Below are 18,360 nucleotides of genomic sequence, written 5' to 3'. Positions count from 1 at the left end.
TAGGCTCGCCGCCATGACCCGGTCCGTGAGCGTCGGCGCCCCGCTGACCCGGACGGGTCTGGCTGCCGGGCTCTGGCTCGCCGGCACGAGCGTCGCCGCCGGGCTGCTGGCGTGGGTGGGCTGGTGGACGCCGTGGGTGGCCTGGCCGGTGGGCCTGCTCGTCCTCGTCGCGGCCGCCGTCGCCGTCCGCGGCCTGCCCGGGGTCGCACTCGGTCGGGGGCCGGCCGCGGGCCTCGTCGTCGTCTGCCTCGGGTTCGCGGGGTACGCCGCGGCGACCCACTCCGAGCACGTGATGCCCCGGCGGGACGCCGCGAGCAACCTCCAGGCCGCGGTGTCCCTCGCGGCGACCGGAGAGCGCGTCGTCCCGGTCGACGTCTCGGTGTTCGGGGGCCCGGACCTGCTGCGCTCGGGCGACCTCACCCTCGCGAGCGCCGCGTTCTACCAGGTCGGGTCGGCCGCGGACCCGGCGATCCAGCCGCAGTTCCTCATGGCGCCGGCGACGGTGTACGGCTACGGCGTCCTCGCCGGGGGCCCCGAGGCCGCGATGCTGCTGCCGGCCGTGGCGATGGCCCTCGTCCTCATGCTCCTCGGGCTGCTCGCGGCCCACCTCACCCGGCCGTGGTGGGGGGTGGCCGCGGCAGGCCTCACGGGGCTGCTCTTCCCGGTCCTCAACGTCGCCCGCGGCACGTACTCCGAGCAGCTGGCGCTGCTCACGCTCGTCGGGGGTCTCCTCGCGCTCGTCCTCGCCGCCGGGCGGGACGGCGGCGACCGGACGGCCGGACGGCTCGCCCTCGTGGGCGGCCTGCTCGTCGGCGGGACCGGCGTCGCGCGGGTCGACGCGCTGCGCGAGGTGATGCTCCTGCTGCCGGTCCTCGCGGTCGCCGTCGCGCTCGGCCGGGCGTGGGCCCGGCCCGCCCTCGCCGGGCTCGTGGCCTCCACGGTCGTCGCGTACGGGCTGGGCTGGGGCCTGTCCTTCCGCTACCTCGGCGACATCCACGCGAGCCTCCTGCCGCTCGTCGCGATGGTGGTCGTCGTCGCGGCCGTGTCCGGGGCCGGGGTGCGGCTCTGGCGGCGGGGCCGCCGCCTGCCCGCGGGGCTCGTCCGCCGGGCCCCCGACGTCGTCGCCGGGCTCACCGTGCTCGCGGGCCTCGTCCTGTGGTCCCGGCCGTGGTGGCTCACCGTCCGGCAGGACCCGGACGACCCCGGGGCGCGGTACGTGGCCGGCATGCAGCGGCGCCAGGGCCTGCCGGTCGACGGCGGACGCACCTACGCCGAGCACACCGTCGACTGGCTGTCGTGGTACGTCGGCTGGGCGGCCCTCGTCGTCGCGCTGCTCGCGCTCGCCCTCGTCCTGCGGGCGATGCTCACGCGGCTCGCGGACGGCGACCTCGTCCCGTGGGCGGCGCCGCTCGTGCTCGCCGCGGGCTCGACTCTGCTCACCCTGCTGCGCCCGGGCATCACCCCCGACCACCCGTGGGCGGACCGGCGGCTGCTCGTCGCGCTGCCGTTCGTCGTCCTCCTCGTCGTCGTCGCCGGGCGGTGGGCAGGCGACCGGGTCGCCCGCGAGGGCCGGCCGTGGGCCCGTCCGCTCGTCGCCGCGGTCGTCGTCCTCGGGCTCGGGGTGCCGGCCGGGCTCGCGTCGTGGCCGTTCCGCGGCGTCGGGGTCGAGCGCGGCTCGCTCGCCGCCGTCGACGAGGTCTGCGCCGTGCTCGACCCGGACGACGTCGTCCTCGGGATCGACGGACGGGCGTCCTCGGAGTGGCCGCAGGTCGTCCGCGGCATGTGCGGGACCCCCTTCGCGGTCGCGACGACCCCGGTGCGCGAGGACCCCGAGCGGCTGCGCGCCGTCGTCGACGAGGTGGCGCGCGGGGCGGCGGCGCAGGGCCGCTCGCTCGTCGTCCTCGCCGCCGACGGTCCGGAGGCGGTCGAGGAGATCGGCCTCGACCCGCGCGAGGTCGTCGACATCCGCTTCCCCGAGGAGGAGCACGCCCTCGACCGGCCGCCGCGGCGGTTCGACGTCGGCGGCATCCGGGTGTCGGTCGCCGACGTCCCCGCCGGCTGAGCGACGGTGCCGACCCGGCCGGGTCAGTCGCGGGTGAAGTGCTCCTCGACGCGGCGCTGGACCGCCCCGCACGTGTGCGGGTCGACCCCGACGACGAGCCCGGGCCGCAGCGAGCGCGGCGAGTAGCGCGTGCCGTCGGGGTGCGCGACGCAGCCGCCGGCCTCGGTGACCATGAGCGTGCCCGGCGCGTGGTCCCACGGGTTGGAGCGGGAGTACACGATGTAGTCGGTCGCCCCCTCGAGCAGGCGGGGGTAGTCGACCCCGCAGCACACCCAGGACAGGCCCATCGGGGCGAGCCCGTCGAGGGTGTGGCCCTTGAGGGCCCAGGCCGAGGTGACCCCGCGCGGGGTGGTGCCCGCGTCGACCGGGGTAGTCGTCACCGGCTCGCCGTCCCGCCGGGTGCCGGCGCCGCGCTCGGCGGTCCAGGTCACCCCGTGCGCGGGCTGGTGGATCCAGGAGCGGACGGTCTCGCCGCCGACGACCTCGGCGACCATGACGGCGTGGTCGGGGGAGCCGTTGACGAAGTTCTTCGTCCCGTCGACGGGGTCGACGGTGAACGCGTGCTCGGCCGCGAGGTAGCGGTCCATGAGTCCGCGGTCCGCGGCGTAGGCCTCCTCGCCGAGGACGACGGCGTCGGGGTAGGCCGCGAGGAGGCGGCCGGTGATGAGCTCCTCGGCCTCGCGGTCGGCGACGGTGACGAGGTCGCCGGGGTTCTTCTCCATCACCTCGTCGTCGTCGAGCGAGCGGAATCGAGGGGTGATGACCGCGGCGGCGACCTCGCGGAGCAGGTCGGAGACGGTGTCGGTCGAGAGCCCGGACATGCCTCAACGCTTCCACACGCGGCGAGCAGCACCAAACCCGCTGGTCGTCGAGGGTCGGCGTCCGTGCAGGTCACGGCGCCGGTCACTGTCTAGAGTGCGGGCATGGCGAGGTTGCGACGGGTGTCCCCGCGGTCGGCCGGGTGGACCCGGCGCCGGGCCGGCAGGCACTTCTCGTACCGGGACGCGGGCGGGGAGCGGCTGCCGGCGGAGGACGTCGCCCGGGTCAAGGCGCTCGCGATCCCCCCGGCCTGGGAGGACGTGTGGATCTGCCCGTACCCCACCGGTCACATCCAGGCGGTCGGCACCGACGCCGCGGGCCGGCGCCAGTACCTCTACCACCCCGAGTGGCGGGCCAAGCGGGACGAGCTGAAGTTCGACCGGGTCGTCCTCGCGGGGGCCCGGCTGGCGCGGGCGCGCGAGCGCATCGTCACCGACCTCGCGGGAGAGGGCATGCCGCTCGCCCGGGCCGCCGCGACCGCGACCCGGCTGCTCGACCTCGGCTACTTCCGGATCGGGTCCGACGCCTACGCCGACTCCAACGGCTCCTTCGGCCTCACGACCCTCGAGCGTCGCCACGTGCGGCGTCGGGGTGAGGACCTCGTCTTCTCGTTCGTCGGCAAGTCCGGGGTCGAGCACTCGATCACGATCAGCGACCCGGCGGTCATCGAGTCGCTCAACTACATGCGCCGCCGCCGCGGGGGCTCCAAGCGGCTGCTCGCCTACCGCGGCACGGCCCGCTGGGCCGACCTCGACGCCGCCGCCGTCAACGACTACATCTCGCAGATGGTCGCCGAGGACCTCACGGCGAAGGACTTCCGGACGTGGCACGCGACCGTCCTCGCCGCCGTCGCGCTCGCGGAGTCCGACGAGCCGGGGGACACGAAGGCCTCGCGCAAGCAGGCGGAGAAGGCGGCGGTCGAGGAGGTCGCCGCATACCTCGGCAACACCCCGACGATCGCCCGCTCGTCGTACATCGACCCGCGGGTGCTCGACCGGTACGAGGACGGGGTGACCATCGCCGGCACCCTGCGGCGCCGGTACCCGGACGAGACCCGCCGGCAGGCCGCGGTCGAGAAGGCCGTCGCCCGGCTCGTCGACGGCGCCTGAGCCCCGGCCCGGGGGCGCGCCGGTAGGCTCGCGGGCGATGAACGAGCACCCCGAGGCCGGCGACACCGGCGCCGACCACGACGCCCTCCACGCCGCGTCCACCGAGCGCATCGACGTCCGCGTCGGCGAGCTCGCCGGACGCGGGTACGACCCCTCGGCGCGGCCGTCGAACGAGCGGACGCGTACGAGCGGCGGCTACGTCGTCGAGGACGGCCCCGAGGGCCCCGGACCCGTCCCGTACGTCACGGTCGTCCTGCCGTGCTTCAACGAGGGTGCCCACGTCCTCGAGGAGATCGACCGCATCTCGGCGGTCCTCGACGACAGCGAGCTCACCTACGAGCTGCTGTGCATCGACGACGCCTCGACCGACGACACGCTCGCCGTCCTGCGCGCCGCCCAGGACCGCTACCCGCACGTGCGCGTGCTGCCCTTCCGGCGCAACGGGGGGTCCGGGACGGCCCGGCGGATCGGCACCCAGCAGGCCCGCGGCGAGATCGTCGTGTGGACCGACGCCGACATGACGTACGAGAACGAGCGCATCCCCGAGCTCGTCCGGACCCTGCGCGACGACCCGACGTACGACCAGGTCGTCGGCGCCCGCACGACCGAGGAGGGCACCCACAAGTGGGCCCGCGTCCCGGCGAAGTGGCTCATCCGCAAGATCGCCGAGTGGCTGACCAAGACCCGCATCCCCGACCTGAACTCCGGGCTACGGGCCTTCCGGCGCGACGTCTCGCTGCCCTACCTGCGGCTGCTGCCCGCGGGGTTCTCCTGCGTCACGACGATCACGATCGCGTTCCTGTCCAACCAGCACGACATCAAGTACGTCGAGACGACCTACGCCAAGCGCGCCGGGGTCAGCAAGTTCCACTTCGTCCGCGACGCCTACCGCTACATCCTCCAGGTGCTGCGGATGGTCATGTACTTCGAGCCGCTCAAGGTGCTCATGCCGCCGGCGCTGTGGATGCTCGCGATCGGCGTCGTCAAGGCGGTCGTCGACATGGTGCGCCACCCGTTCTACTTCCCGGCGAGCACCGTCCTGCTCGTCGTCAGCGGCATCATGATCGCCTCGCTCGCCCTGCTCTCCGACCTCGTCGTCCGGTCCCGCGACGGTGTCTGAGGACCGGCCGGACGGCCCCGGGTCCGACCTCCCCGGGTCCGACGCCGCGCTCTCCGTCGCGCTCGTCGGCCCGACCCACCCCTACAAGGGCGGGGTCGCGGCCCACACGACGACCCTCGCCCACGAGCTGTCCGAGGCCGGCCACGACGTCGCGCTCGTCTCCTGGAGCCACCTGTACCCGGCCCGCCTCTACCCGGGCGAGCAGGCGGTCCCCGGCGGCAGCCCCGACGTCACCCCCTACCCGCGGAGCATGCGGGTGCTGTCCTGGGCCCGCCCGGACACCTGGGTCCGCACCGGACGCCGGCTGCGGGACGTCGACGTCGTCGTCCTCGTCCACGTCGTCCCGGCCGTCGTCCCGGCGCACCTCGCGCTGCTGCGGGCCGCCGGCGCCGGTCGACGGGACGGCCGCCGCGGGCCCGCCGTCGTCGTCGTCGCGCACAACGTCCTGCCGCACGAGCCGCACCCGGGGGACCGGCGCCTCGTGGGGGCGCTCCTCGCCGCGGCCGACGCCGTCGTCGTCCACTCGGGCGAGCAGGCCCGGCTGGCCGCGGAGCTCGGGGCGCGCCGGGTGCGCGAGGTCGACCTGCCGCCGCACCTGCCGGGAGGCCCACGTGTGGACCGGCCCGCGCACGACGGCCCGGTCCGCCTCCTCGCGCTCGGCATCGTCCGCGACTACAAGGGGCTCGACCTGCTCGTCGAGGCGGTCCGCGAGGTCGAGGGCGTGACCCTCACCGTCGCCGGAGAGCTGTGGGGGGAGGCCGGTCGCCGCGTCCGCGACCTCGCCGCCGACCCTCGGCTGCGGGGCCGGGTCGAGGTGCACGGCGGCTACGTGCCGGCCGACCGGATCGCCGGGCTCATGGCCCGCCACGACGTCCTCGCCCTGCCGTACCGCTCGGCGACCGCGTCGCAGAACGTCCTCCTCGCGCAGCGGCACGGGTTGCCCGTGCTCGCGACGAGCGTCGGGACCTTCGCGGACCAGGTGCGCGACGGCGTCGACGGGGTGCTCGCGGCGCCGGGGGACCGGGACGCCCTCGTCACGGCGCTGCGCCGTCTCACGGGACCGGGTGCCGTCGCGGCGCTCGCGGACGGGGTGCGCGAGCCCGACCTCGACCGGGCCTGGGCCAACTACGTCGGTGCCGTCGAGGCCCTCGCCGCGGCGCCGACCGTCTGGGACGACGACGAGCCGGCCGCCGTGCCCCTCGGCCGGGTGGCGCGGGTGCGGGCCGCGGTCGCCGGCCTGCGGGCCCGTCGCGGCCCCGTGCTCGAGCTGTCCCCGGTCGACCTGCCCGACGAGCTGCGGGCCACCGACCTGCTCACCGTCGACGCCGAGGCCGTCGACGCCCAGGAGGTCGCCCGTCTCCTCGGGCTGCCGCGCGCCAAGGACCCCGTCGCCGCGTGGGCTGCCCTCGGGGCGGTCGCGGCCCTCGTGCGGGTCCTCGACGACCGGTCGCGGACCGCCGTCGTCGTCGACGAGTCCGGGTCGGGCAGCCCCTTCTCGCGCTGGACGCGCGCGCTCGGCTTCGCCCCCGTCGAGCTCGAGCTCACCGGCCGCCGCGCCGCCGTCGAGGTGCTCGACGTCGACACCGCGAGCCTCGACGTCGTCGCCCGGCTGCACCCCGGCGGGTGCACGGCGTCCGACGTCGACCTCGTCGTCGGGCAGGCGTCGTGGACGCTGCGCACCGGCGGGCTGCTGCTGCTCACCGTCCCGATCGGCGACGACGACCCGGAGTTCGCCGTCCGCCCGGCCGACGTCCGCGGCATCCTCGCGCGGGCCGACGACCTCGGGCTGACCCTCGTCGGCGACGTCGACGGCGACGTCCTCGGGCGGATGGCGCAGGCCCGGTCCTCGTTCGGTGGCAGCGGGTCCCCGGCGTACGCGGTGCTGCGGCTCACCTTCCGGCGGAAGTGACGCCGGTGTCCCGCTCCCGCGTCGTCGACGTCGTCCGCTTCGGGCTGCTCGTCGTCATCCTCGCCGCGGTCGGGTGGGCGCTCGCGCGGAACTGGTCGGAGGTCTCGAGCGAGCTCGGCCGGATCAGCCCCGTCGCCGTCGTCGTCGGTCTCGTCCTCACGGCGGGGGCGCCGCTGCTGACCCTCGGCGGCTGGCGGGTCCTGCTCGCCGACCTCGGCAGCCCGCTCGCCCTGCCCCCGGCGGCGAGCGTCTTCTTCGTCGGCCAGCTCGGCAAGTACGTCCCCGGGTCGGTGTGGACGGTGTTCGCGCAGGCCGAGATGGGGGCGCGGCTCGGGGTCCCCCGGCGCCGGATGGCGGTCACCGGTCTGCTGTCGATCGGTCTCGCGATCCTCTGCGGGGGGCTGCTCGGCGTCGTCGCCCTGCCCCGGCTGCTCGCCCGCGGCAGCTCGCCCGTCACGGCGTGGGCCGTGGTCGCGGCGCTCGCCGTCGGGGCGGTGCTGCTGTGGCCGCCGCTGCTCAACCGGCTCGTCGGCCTCGGCCTGCGGGTGCTGCGCCGCGAGCCGCTCGAGCACGCCCTCGGCGGCCGCGCCGTGGCGCTCACCTGCGCCTGGTTCACCGGCGCCTGGGTGTCGGCGGGGCTCGGGGTCGCCGTCCTCGTCCGCTCCGTGCAGCCCGACGCCCCCGTCGCCGACCTCGCCGTCGCGGCGGTGTGCGGGTTCGCGCTCGCGTCGGCGGTCGGCCAGCTGTCCGTGCTCGTCCCCGCGGGGGTGGGGGTGCGCGACGGGGTGCTCGCCCTGCTGCTCGTGACGTTCATGCCGTTCGGCGCCGCGACGGCGGTCGTCGTCGTCGCCCGGTTCCTCGCCGTCGTGGCGGACCTGCTCGTCGCCGGGGGCGGATGGCTGTGGGGTCGTCGGCACCACCTCCTAGGATCCGGGGGATGAGCGACCCGAGCGAGCCGGTGCAGCCGGGCCATCCCGTGCAACCTGACGAGCCCGTGCGGCCCGAGGACGCCGCTCCGGCGAGCGGCCGGGCCGAGCAGCTCGCGTACTCCGACTCGATGGCGAAGATGCTCGACGAGACCGGGCGCCGGCAGAAGGCGGCGAAGATCGTCGCCGTCGTGCGGCACGCGCTCGGGGTCGACGACCTCTCCGGGCTCGCCGCCGTCGACGTCGGGTGCTCGGCGGGGTTCATCGCCGACGAGCTCGCCCTCGCCGGGGCGCGCACGACCGGGGTCGACATCGACGAGCCGGGCCTCGAGAAGGCCCGCGCCCGGTTCGGCGAGCGGGTCGACTTCCGGGTCGCCCGCGGCGAGGACCTGCCGCTGCCGGACGGCTCGGCCGACGTCGTCGTCCTCAACCACATCTACGAGCACGTCGTCGACCCCGAGGCCGTCGTCGCCGACATCCACCGGGTGCTGCGGCCGGGCGGCCTGCTCTACCTCGGGGTGGGGCACCGCTGGCAGGTCGTCGAGCCGCACCACCGGCTGCCGTTCCTGTCCTGGCTGCCGCGGCCGGCGGCCGACCGGTACATGCGGCTCACCCGCAAGGGCGAGGAGTACTACGAGCGGTACTACACCCCCGGCGGTCTGCGCCGGCTCTTCGCGGCCTACGACGTGTGGGACTACACGCTGCCGGTGCTGGCCGACCCGGGAGCGTTCGCGGCGGGCGACACCGTGCCCGCGTGGGCCGAGCGGGTGCCCGAGCGGGTGCTCGCGGCCGCGCTGCCCCTCGTCCCGACGTACGTGTGGGCCGCCTTCAAGGGCGCGTCGACCCCGGCCGGTCCGCCGTTGAAGGTCGCCCCGCGGCACCTCGTCTGACGATGGCGAGCGCGGGCGCGGGCGCGGGCACGGGAGCGGGGGAGCCGCGGGTCCGGGAGGTGCGCTGCTCCCGGCCGGTGCCGCTCGGTGCCGTCGTCGGCATCCTCCGCCGGGGCGCGGGCGACCCGACGAGCCGCCGTGACGAGCGCGGCTGGTGGTTCGGGTGGCGCACCCCCGACGGACCGGCGACGCTGCGGCTCGAGGCGCCCGGCGGGGTGTCCGAGGTCGTCCGCGCGAGCGCGTGGGGCGTGGGGGCCGGGTGGGCGCTCGAGCAGGTGCCGGGCCTGCTCGGTGAGCACGACGACCCGTCGGGGTTCGAGCCCGCGCTGCACCCGCTCGTCCGGGACGAGTGGCGGCGCCGGCCCGGCTGGCGGGTGCCGCGGACCGGTCTCGTGACGCAGGCGCTCGTCGCGTCGGTCATCGAGCAGAAGGTCACCGGCAAGGAGGCCTTCGCGGGCTACCGGCGGCTCGTGCGGCGGTTCGGAGAGCCGGCGCCCGGGCCGGGCGAGGCGCTGCACCTCGCCGTCCCGCCGAGCCCGGCGGGATGGGCGGCCGTGCCGTCGTGGGAGTGGCTCGCGGCGGGGGTCGACGGCGCGCGGTCGCGCACGGTCGTCCAGGCGGTGCGGCGGGCCGGCCGGCTCGAGGAGTGCGTCTCGATGTCCGCGGACGCCGCGCGTGCTCGGCTCACGGCGCTGCCGGGCGTCGGGCGCTGGACGTGGGCGGAGGTCGCGCAGCGGGCCCTGGGGCTCGCCGACGAGGTGAGCTTCGGGGACTACCACGTGGCGAAGGACATGACGTGGGCCCTCACCGGGACCCCGGCCGACGACGACGCCCTCGCCGCGCTGCTCGAGCCGTGGGTGGGGCACCGGTACCGGGTGCAGCGGCTCCTCGAGCTCGGCGGCCACCACCGGCCCCGGCGCGGGCCGCGGATGTCGACGCCGACGCACCTGCCCACCCGCGGCCGCTGACCACCCGACCGCCACACCCGTCCACCCGCTCGCCCGCCTGCGCACGTCGCCCGCTCTGCGCGCTTGCCCTGCTCCGTGGGAGGACCGACCCCGCCCGGACGGGGTCGGTCCTCCCACGGAGCGCCTCACCGGCTCCGGACCGCACACGACCGACGCCGACAGGGCCGCAGGGACCCGGTCCAGCCGTGGGCCCGGAGAAGACCACCGATGTCGACCGCCGTGTCGCAGGGCGTCACGGCGACGTCGGGCCAGAAGACGCGCGTCGTCCATCCGCCGTCGACGGCCGCCGCCCGGTCCCTGCGCCCGTCGCGGACCCGGTCGCTCCACGCCTCGTGGCCCAGGCGGCCGTCGACCTCGACGACGAGGCGGTAGGCCACGTAGACGTTGTCGTGCCGACGCCACGGTCCGGTGGTACCGGCCACCTGTCGACGGGCCTGGGGAAGGCCGTGGGCCCGCTCGACGTCGCGCACGTACCGGACCTCGGCCGGGCTGTGGGCGCCGGCACCGACGTCGAGGAGCACCTCCCGCAGGAGGACGCCGTGCCGGTGCCGCCCTCGGGCAGCCAGCTCGCCCGCCAGGTCGGCCGCCGTCGCGGCACCGCGGGAGACGACCGTGGCCACGACCGAGACGGCGTGGTCCGCGTCGCCGGTCGAGGCGGCCTCGAGGGCGGCGGCCGGCACGACCGTCCGCCAGGGGTAGGTCCGCGGTGCGACGATCTCCTCGAAGCGGGCGCAGCGGCGCAGCCGGACACCCGCCGGTGCGGTGACCCGGCGACCGTGGGGGACGACGAGGTCGATGCACGACGGCGCCCGCGCGGTGAGCCCGGCCACGTGCAACGCCGTCGCCCCGGCGAGGGCCACGTCCGCGTCGTCGGGTGCGGACCGCGCCGCGAGGAAGGCGGCGACCGCCCGGGTCCCCCACGACGCCGTGCCCTCGGTGAGGTAGACCCCGCGGTGGAGCACCAGCCACCGACCGGACTCCACCCGCCACTCGACCGCCCGCTCGCTCATGCCCGCGGCGAGGCACTGCCCGCGGCTGACGACGCCGAGCTGTCGACCGACCTGCCGGGACATCGGACCCGGGAGGTCCCGAGCGAGGCGCTCCACGTCGCGCCGCGGCCCGACCGATTCCTGCCGCCCACCCATCCGCACACCCCCGGTGCCCAGCATGGCCCCGGCGCGCGACTCGGCCGGCCACTCGTCCACAGGCGTCGGTCCGGAGAGCCCCGTGGGAGGATCCACCCCGTTGCAGCGGGGTGAGGGCTCCCACGGAGCGGTCAGGGGAGGGTGAGGCGGACGGTGACGGCGTCGGGGGTCCGGGACGCCACGTCGCACCGCAGGTCCTCGGAGGCGGCGGCGACCTCGGTGCGGACGACGAGCCGGCCGACGTCGTAGGGGTCGGCGGCCGTCAGCGTGACCTCGGCGCCGTCCGGTGCGACGGACACGTCGGCGCCGCCCTCCTCGACGTCGTGGAGCGCCAGCGCGACGACCCGCCCGACGCGGACGTCGAGCGGCTCCGGGGCCACCGACCGCAGACCCACCCGGTCGGACGCCGCCGACCCCGGCCGCACCCCGAGGGCGCCCCGCAGGGCCTCGACGTGGCCCGTCGCGAACCAGTCCCCGGGCCCGGTGCGCACGAGCTCGCGGGCCCCGCCGTCGCCGTCGAGCCACGCCGGCGGCAGCCCCCGAAGCAGCGCCGCGGGGACGCCGTCGGCCTTGCCCTTGACGAGGTCCGCGGCGGCCGCCACCTCGTCGGCGACCGCCCGGGCCGTCACGGCGAGCGGTCGGCCGTCGTGGTCGACGCCGCCGCGCAGGTCGTCCAGGACGGCGAGCCCGGCGGCACCGAGCGCGAAGTCGGTGAGGCCGGCCCGCCACGGCCGCCCGGCCGTGTCGGTGAGGACGACGCCGAGCGGGGTGTCCGCCGGCAGTCCGGCCCGGGACAGCAGCGCGGCACGCAGGGTCGCGGCCTCGGCGTCGGGATCCGCCGGCAGCAGGAGGACCCGGCCGTCCGGACCGGTGTTCGAGGCGTCGACCCCGGCGGCGGCCATGACGGGACCGGCGACCGACTCGACGACCCGCGTCGGCTCACCCGTCGACCCCAGCCGCTCGGCGACGACCCGGACGGTCTGGGAGTCGACGGCGGCCGCGCGTTCGCCGTCGACCGTGAGCCCCCGTGCCTTGGAGACGACCTTGCTCGAGACGGCGAGGCAGTCCCCGGCGAGCAGCGTCGTCCCCGCCCGGTCCAGCGCCTCGACGAGCAGGGCGGCGACGTCGTCCCCCGCCCCGACCTCCGGGACGCCGGGCAGCCCGACGACGCGGACGCCGGCCTCCGACGGCTCTGGCGACAGCTCGGCCGACGGCTCCGGCGACGTCACCCGCCCACCGACCGGGCCAGCGCCAGTGCCCGACCGGCGATCCGGCCCGCGGCCTCGACGTCCGTCATGAGCAGCGGCTCGTCGAAGGCCTCGACCCGCACGCCGCGCACGCTCGTCCCGGCGTCACCCGGGTCGACGAGCCAGCCGTCCAGGAAGTCGGCGAACAGCCCGCCGACCCCGGCCGCCGTCGACGCGACCCCGACCGCCCGGAGGCACGCGTCGGCATGGCCCCGGACCGGCCGGCCGGAGATGAGCGGCGACACCCCGACGACCGGCGCCCGCGTCCCGCGCAGGGCGTCCCGGACGCCGGGCACGCCGAGGACGATCCCGATCGACACGACCGGGTTGCTCGGCGGCAGGAGGACGACATCGGCCTGGCGGACCGCGTCGAGGACCCCGGGGGCGGCGGAGGCCCGGTCGAGCCCGGCGACGACGAAGCGCCGCGCCTCGAGCGCCGCCTGGTGACGGACCCACCACTCCTGGAAGTGGATCGCCCGCTCGCCACCCTCCCCGTCGTCGACGACCACGTGGGTCTCGACGGGGGTGTCGGTCATCGGCAGCAGCCGGATCCGCCGGTCCGGGAGGCCCCACCGCTGCGCGAGCCGGGCCGTGACCTCGGACGGGGTGAGCCCGCGGGAGAGCCAGTGCGTCCGGACGACGTGGGTGCCGACGTCGCGGTCGCCGAGGGAGAACCACTGCGGCTGCGCCCCGTACGCGGCGAGCTCCTCCTGGACGTGGTGGGTCTCCTGCGCGCGCCCCCAGCCCTGGCTCTCCTCGACGCCGCCGCCGAGGGTGTAGAGGAGGGTGTCGACGTCGGGGCAGACCCGCAGGCCGTGGAGGGTGATGTCGTCGCCGGTGTTCGCGACGACGGTGACCTCCGCGTCCTCGAGCCCGGTGGTGTCGAGGTGGTGGCGCAGGCCGCGGACGAACCGCGCGCCCCCGACACCCCCCGCGATGGCCGTGATCCGCATGGATGGCAGTCTGGCAGCCCCGGGGCCGGACCGATGCGTCCGCCCGGGCGTCCACCTCCGGACAGCACCCGGACCACCGTCGGACCGGGACCGTGCCGCGCGTCGGCGCACCGGGGTGCTGGTACCACCTGAGGGAAATCCGAGCAATAACACCATTCGGCTTGACGTGCGCGGCATGACACGCGTGTAATTCCATGCATGTACTCCGCGGCGGTCGTCCGGAGGACGAGGGTCGAGGGTCGAGGAGGCACACCGTGAACGACCTGGTTCTGATCGAGGGGCTGTTCGAGGACGTCGAGCCCGAGGAGGGCGCGCTGTCCTGGCAGGAGCGCTCGCTCTGCGCGCAGACGGACCCGGAGGCGTTCTTCCCGGAGAAGGGCGGGTCGACGCGCGAGGCCAAGAAGGTCTGCGTCTCCTGCGAGGTGCGCGCCGAGTGCCTCGAGTACGCCCTCTCCAACGACGAGCGGTTCGGCATCTGGGGCGGCCTGTCCGAGCGGGAGCGGCGCAAGCTGAAGAAGCGCGCCGTCTGAGGGGCCCGCCCCTCACGACCCCGCCGTCCCGCATGACGCTGGCCCCGACGCGCCCCGACGCCGCTCCCGCCCCCTCCGCCGGAGTGGTGGCGCCGCGGGTCGTCGCCGTCCTCGTCAGCCGGCGCGAGCCGAGCGGCATCGGCGACGTCCTCGAGGCGACCCTGGCCCAGTCCCAGGTGCCCGACGCAGTCCTCGTCGTCGACCGCACCGGCGGGCGCACCGCACCGACCGCCGACAGCCCGGAGGGCGAGACCCTCGAGGCCGTCGTCGCCGCCGTCCGCGACGGGCACCCCGTCCCCGTGTCGGTCGTCCCCGTCGAGCGGCGCCGCCCCGTCCGCACCGCCGTCGCCCGCGCCGTCGCCGACGTCCCCACCGAGGAGGGCGTCACCGACCTCCTGTGGTTCCTCCCCGTCGGCGCCGTCCCCGAGCCCGAGGCCCTCGTCCGGCTCGTCGACGCCTGGCGCCGCTCGCCGTCGACGGGGATGGTCGGCCCGAAGCACGTCGACGCCGACGCCCCGCACCGGCTGCGCGCCCTGTCGATCCGCACGACCCGCGGCGGACGGCTGCTGTCCCGGCCGCACCCGGGGGAGCCCGACCAGGGCCAGTACGACGCGACGACCGACGTCCTCGCCGTGCCGTTCGCCGGCGCCCTCGTCGAGCGCGACCTCCTCGACCGGCTGCGCGGCTGGGAGCCCTCGTTCGGCGACGTCGGCGCCGACCTCGACCTCGGCTGGCGGGTCCAGGCGAGCGGCCGACGCGTCGTCGCCGTGCCGACCTCCCGGGTCCGCTCGCAGCCCGGCGTGGCCGTCGCCACCGCCACGACCGCCGCCCGACGCCGCGCCGCCCGCCGGGTCGCGCTCGCCCGGGCCCCCTGGTGGTCCGCGCCGCTGCTCGCCGTGTGGATCGCCCTCACCTCCGTCGTCGCCGCCGTCGGGCTGCTGCTCCTCAAGCGCCCCCGGGCCGCCGTCGCAGAGCTCACCGCCCTCACCTCGCTCGACCCGGTCCGCGGGCTGCGGGCCCGCTGGCGCACCCGGCACCGCAGCGAGGTCCGCCGCCGGGACCTCGGGATGCTCTTCGAGCCGCGCCGGGCCGTCCTCACCGGCTGGGCCGACGCCGTGCACCACGCGGTCGTCCCGCCCCAGGCGCCCGTCGGTGACGCGGCGACCGACCTCAACCCGCGCTCGTGGGCCGGGCGCGTCGTCCGGCACCCCGGCGTCGTCGCGGTCCTCGCGGCGCTCGCCGTCACCGTCGCCGCGGGCCGCACCCTCGGCCTCGGCGTCGTCACCGGCCTCGGCTCCGGGCTCCAGGGCGGTGAGCTGCTCGGCACCCGCGCCGACGCGGCGGCGCTGTGGCACGCGTGGACCGACGGCTGGTCCGGTACCGGCCTCGGTGGCCCGGAACAGGCCGGCCCCGCGAGCGCCCTCCTCGTCGCCCCCTCCTGGCTCGTGGCGCACCTGCCGCTCCTGCCGGCGCCGACCTCTCCCGGCGGCCTCGTCGTCGGGCTCCTCGTCCTGCTCGCGATGCCGGTCGGCGCGCTGTCGGCCTACCTCGCGCTGCGGGTCGCCGCCCGCCGCCCGTGGGTGCGGGCCCTCGGGGCCCTCGCGTGGGCCTGCTCCGCGCCCGCCGCCGCGGCCGTCGGCCAGGGCCGGCTCGGGGCGGTCGTCGCCCTGGCGCTGCTGCCGGGGGTCGCCGCCGGGCTCTGGCTCGTCGCGGCCCGTCGCTCGACCGCGACGAGCGCCTTCGCAACGGCGCTCGGGATCGCGACGCTCGGGGCCTTCGCGCCGACGCTCGCGGCCCTCGCCGTCGTCGTGGCCCTCCTCGTCTGCCTCGTCCGGGGGCCGCTGCACACCGCCGTCGTCGTCCTCGTGCCGTCGGCGCTGCTCGCCCCCTGGGTCGTCCCGGCCGGTGCCGCCGGCTGGACCGGGCTCGTCGCGGGCTCCGGCCTCGCGGACTGGGGAGGCACCCCGGTGGCGCCGTGGCGGCTCGCACTGCTGGACCCGGGCGGCGTGGCGGCGCCGCTCGTGTGGACCTCGGCCGCCCTCGTCGTCGCCGGCGGGCTCGCGCTCGCCGGGACCCGCGCGTGGCGCGGCGCCCCGTCGGTCCTCGCCCTCCTCCTGCCGGTCCAGGTCGCCCTCGCGCTGGTCGCGCCGCGGGTCACCCTCGGCACGGTGCCGGCCGGGCTCGACCGGGCCGGGGAGGCCGTGACGCCGTGGGCCGGGACGATGCTGCTCCCGGTCGTGCTCGTGCTCGTGCTCGCCCTCGCGCACACCCTCGACCGGGTGCCGGTGGCCGGACGCACCGCCTGGCGCAGCACGGGCGGCCGGGTGCTGGTCGGCACGGCCGTCGGCACGGTGCTCGTGTCGGTGGGCGGCGTCGTCGTCACCGGGCTCGGCGACACCGTCGACGCCTGGCGCGACCCGCGACCCGCGGTCGCCGTCGACCAGGCCCAGGGCGCCTTCGCCACCCGGTCGCTCTTCGTCGTCCCGGGGGACGCCGGCGCGGCCTACCGCTTCGTCGGCCGCGAGGACGCCGCCGTCGTGCGCACCCTCGACACCGGCGCGCGCGCCGACGACGAGGTCGCCGGCACCGTCACCGACCTCCTCGTCGCGGCACCGGGCAGCGAGGACCTCGCCCCCGCGACCGCGGCCGACCTCCTCGCGATCCGCGGCGGGCAGGTGCCCGAGGTCGCGCGGCGGCTGGACGCGACGACCGGCCTGCAGCGGATCTCGCCGCGGGACGGCTGGACGCTGTGGCGGCTCGCCCCCGTCGGCGAGCGCGCCGAGGCCCTCGTCGCCCCGCCGCGGCTGCGGATGGAGACGCCCGACGAGACCCGCCTCGTCCCCACGACGGGCCTGCACGCGGCCACCGACACCCCCGTCGAGGTCCCCGAGGACGCCACCCTCGTCGTCGCGCAGCCGGCCGCCTGGGCCGAGCGGGCCGTCGTCCGCGTCGACGGGTCCGTCCTCACCGCCGTCGAGGGCGCCGCGTCGCCGACCTACGAGCTCCCGCCGGGGGAGGGCCGGCTGACGGTCGACCTGCCCGACCCGCACGGCTGGAGCCACCTCGGCCAGACCCTCGGCTTCCTCGTCGTCGGCTTCCTCGCGATCCCGTTCGGCCGCCGCGAGTCCCGGGTGGTCGAGCCGTGAGCCGCCCGAGCCTGCCCACCCGCCCCGACGTGCGCGCCGCGCTCGGCCGGCTGCGGGCGGTGCGCCGGCTGCGGCCCGCCGTCCCCGGGGCGGTCCGGGTGCTCGTCGCCGGCGGCGCGGCCGCGGGCCTGGTCTGGGCGGCGACCTCCACACCGTCCACCCTCGACCTCGCCGCCGCCAGCGGCGCCGTCCCGACCGAGGCGCCCTCGACGAGCCTCGCGACGACCCTCGCCGCGATGTGCCCCGGCAACGAGCTGAGCGGCATCTCCGGGGCCGACGACATGCGCGTCGGGGGCACCGTCACCGCCGTCACCGGCCCCGACGACCTGCTCCCCGTGCCCGTCGAGGGCGAGGGCGAGGCCGCGCTCACGGCCGGGTCCGCCCCGCTCGGCGAGCTGCCCGCGCAGCGGCCGGGCTCGGTCTCGGCCGACCTGCCGCGCAGCGGGCCGGTCGCCCTCGACGCCCGGTCGGCGCTCGCGCCCGCGACGACGGCGACGCAGGAGTGGCGCGTCGACGAGGACGGGATGCGCGGCCTCGCGACCTCCCCGTGCCTGCCGGCGGCGTCGGACATGTGGCTGCTGGCCGGGGGCGCCGGGCCGGGACGCCAGGAGCGCCTCGTCCTCGTCAACCCGGGGGGCAACCCCGTGACGGCGGACGTCACGGTCCACGGCGAGGCCGGCCGGGTCGGCGAGCCGCGCTCGGAGTCCGTCCCGCCCGGGGGCCGGGTGACCCTCCTCGTCGACGCCCTGGCGGGTGAGGAGTCGCTGCCCGTCGTGCACGTCGCCGCGAGCGGCGGCGGGCTGCACGCCACGCTCACCGACACCTGGGTCGACGGGCTCGCCGCCCGCGGCGCCGAGACGGTCGTCCCGGCGGCGGACCCCTCCCGGCGCGTCGTCGTCCCGGCCGCGGTCCTCGGCGGCCGGGCGGCCGTGCGGGTCGCGGTGCCCGGTGACGAGGAGGCCGTGGCCCGGGTGACGCTCGTCGGGCGCGACGGCGTCGTCCCCACCGAGGAGCTCACCGTGCTCAGCGTCCCCGGGGGCGCCGTCGGCGAGCTGCCCCTGCCCGACGTCCAGGACGGGACGTACGGCGTCGTCGTCGAGGCCGACGTGCCGGTGACGGCGGCGGTGCGCACCGAGGTCGGCCCGGCCGACGGCTACGGCGAGATCGCCTGGTCCGAGGCCGCGGCGCCGGTCGAGGAGGTCGCCGGGACCGCGCTGCCGGACACCTCGGGGGTCGAGCGGACGCTGCGCCTGCTGAGCACCGTCGGCGGCTCGACCGTCCGCGTCTCGCTCGTCGTCGACGGCGAGGTCGAGACCCGCGGGGTGGACCTCGGCCGGGACCGGGCCGCGGACGTCGACCTCGACGGGGCGAGCGCCGTGTGGGTCGCGCGGTCCGCCGGGTCCGGGGAGGTCCGCGGCGGCGTCGTCTCGACGTCGGGGACCGGCGCGGAGCAGATGCTCTCCGTCGTCCCGCTCGAGCCGGTCGCCGTGTCCTCGCCGGTGAGCCGGGCGTTCCCGCTGCCCTGACCGGGGGATG

General features: G+C 77.3%; 14 protein-coding genes. 10 read left to right on the top strand and 4 right to left on the bottom strand.

From position 1 onward, the window contains the following. The first annotated feature begins 13 nt into the window (after window positions 1–13). Window positions 14–2,062: a hypothetical protein gene (locus KC207_RS11640; RefSeq protein WP_211602719.1), complete on the top strand. Its 2,049-nt coding sequence runs from the start codon at window positions 14–16 to the stop codon at window positions 2,060–2,062. Between the two features lie 23 nt (window positions 2,063–2,085). Here the strand turns inward: KC207_RS11640 and KC207_RS11635 are convergent, their stop codons facing one another. Beyond that, window positions 2,086–2,883, bottom strand: a complete 798-nt coding sequence (locus tag KC207_RS11635; RefSeq protein WP_211602718.1) for an inositol monophosphatase family protein — start codon at window positions 2,881–2,883, stop codon at window positions 2,086–2,088. Window positions 2,884–2,985: 102 nt separating this feature from the next. Here KC207_RS11635 and KC207_RS11630 point away from each other — a divergent pair, with 102 nt between their 5' ends. The 6 genes from KC207_RS11630 to KC207_RS11605 are packed head-to-tail and all read left to right on the top strand — an operon-like array spanning window position 2,986 to window position 9,803. Then, a complete protein-coding gene (locus KC207_RS11630; protein ID WP_211602717.1) occupies window positions 2,986–3,990 on the top strand; it encodes a DNA topoisomerase IB in 1,005 nt (334 codons plus the stop codon). A 37-nt stretch (window positions 3,991–4,027) separates the two neighbouring features. Then, the gene (locus tag KC207_RS11625) at window positions 4,028–5,110 is read left to right on the top strand and encodes a glycosyltransferase family 2 protein (protein ID WP_211602716.1); all 1,083 of its coding nucleotides are present in this window, start codon (window positions 4,028–4,030) and stop codon (window positions 5,108–5,110) included. Next, window positions 5,103–7,019, top strand: a complete 1,917-nt coding sequence (locus KC207_RS11620; protein ID WP_211602715.1) for a glycosyltransferase family 4 protein — start codon at window positions 5,103–5,105, stop codon at window positions 7,017–7,019. The genes KC207_RS11625 and KC207_RS11620 overlap by 8 nt, the downstream gene beginning before the upstream one ends. A gap of 5 nt (window positions 7,020–7,024) precedes the next feature. After that, complete coding sequence (locus KC207_RS11615) at window positions 7,025–7,960, top strand: lysylphosphatidylglycerol synthase domain-containing protein (RefSeq protein ID WP_211602714.1); 936 nt, start codon at window positions 7,025–7,027, stop codon at window positions 7,958–7,960. Beyond that, a complete protein-coding gene (locus KC207_RS11610; RefSeq protein ID WP_211602713.1) occupies window positions 7,957–8,835 on the top strand; it encodes a class I SAM-dependent methyltransferase in 879 nt (292 codons plus the stop codon). The genes KC207_RS11615 and KC207_RS11610 overlap by 4 nt, the downstream gene beginning before the upstream one ends. A gap of 2 nt (window positions 8,836–8,837) precedes the next feature. Beyond that, window positions 8,838–9,803: a DNA-3-methyladenine glycosylase family protein gene (locus KC207_RS11605; protein WP_249138660.1), complete on the top strand. Its 966-nt coding sequence runs from the start codon at window positions 8,838–8,840 to the stop codon at window positions 9,801–9,803. Window positions 9,804–9,928: 125 nt separating this feature from the next. Here KC207_RS11605 and KC207_RS11600 read toward each other — a convergent pair whose 3' ends face one another. The 3 genes from KC207_RS11600 to cofD all read right to left on the bottom strand — a co-directional run bounded on the left by KC207_RS11600 (window position 9,929) and on the right by cofD (window position 13,148). Beyond that, window positions 9,929–10,813 carry a hypothetical protein gene (locus tag KC207_RS11600; RefSeq protein WP_211603229.1) on the bottom strand — a complete coding sequence of 295 codons (885 nt, stop codon included), beginning with the start codon at window positions 10,811–10,813 and terminating at the stop codon, window positions 9,929–9,931. A 266-nt stretch (window positions 10,814–11,079) separates the two neighbouring features. Continuing rightward, window positions 11,080–12,177 (bottom strand): coenzyme F420-0:L-glutamate ligase, encoded by a 1,098-nt coding sequence (cofE, locus tag KC207_RS11595; protein ID WP_249138706.1) that lies wholly within the window; start codon window positions 12,175–12,177, stop codon window positions 11,080–11,082. Next, on the bottom strand, window positions 12,174–13,148 hold the full coding sequence (gene cofD / locus KC207_RS11590) for a 2-phospho-L-lactate transferase (RefSeq protein WP_211603227.1): 975 nt from the start codon (window positions 13,146–13,148) through the stop codon (window positions 12,174–12,176). Before cofD ends, cofE begins: the two co-directional genes overlap by 4 nt. 254 nt (window positions 13,149–13,402) lie before the next feature. On the opposite strand from cofD, the gene KC207_RS11585 reads away from it, so the two are divergent. From KC207_RS11585 to KC207_RS11575, 3 genes are read left to right on the top strand one after another with little or no spacing between them, the layout of a single operon-like run. Then, window positions 13,403–13,678 (top strand): WhiB family transcriptional regulator, encoded by a 276-nt coding sequence (locus tag KC207_RS11585; protein WP_282958973.1) that lies wholly within the window; start codon window positions 13,403–13,405, stop codon window positions 13,676–13,678. A gap of 32 nt (window positions 13,679–13,710) precedes the next feature. Beyond that, window positions 13,711–16,824, top strand: a complete 3,114-nt coding sequence (locus KC207_RS11580; RefSeq protein ID WP_211603226.1) for a glycosyltransferase — start codon at window positions 13,711–13,713, stop codon at window positions 16,822–16,824. Beyond that, the gene (locus KC207_RS11575; RefSeq protein ID WP_211603225.1) at window positions 16,821–18,350 is read left to right on the top strand and encodes a DUF5719 family protein; all 1,530 of its coding nucleotides are present in this window, start codon (window positions 16,821–16,823) and stop codon (window positions 18,348–18,350) included. The genes KC207_RS11580 and KC207_RS11575 overlap by 4 nt, the downstream gene beginning before the upstream one ends. Window positions 18,351–18,360 lie beyond the last annotated feature (10 nt).

Origin of the sequence: Phycicoccus avicenniae, assembly GCF_018139485.1 — a bacterium.
Lineage (GTDB): Bacteria > Actinomycetota > Actinomycetes > Actinomycetales > Dermatophilaceae > Phycicoccus > Phycicoccus avicenniae.
Note: the sequence above shows the minus strand (reverse complement) of the source record. Positions and strands in the feature narration are given on the sequence as shown.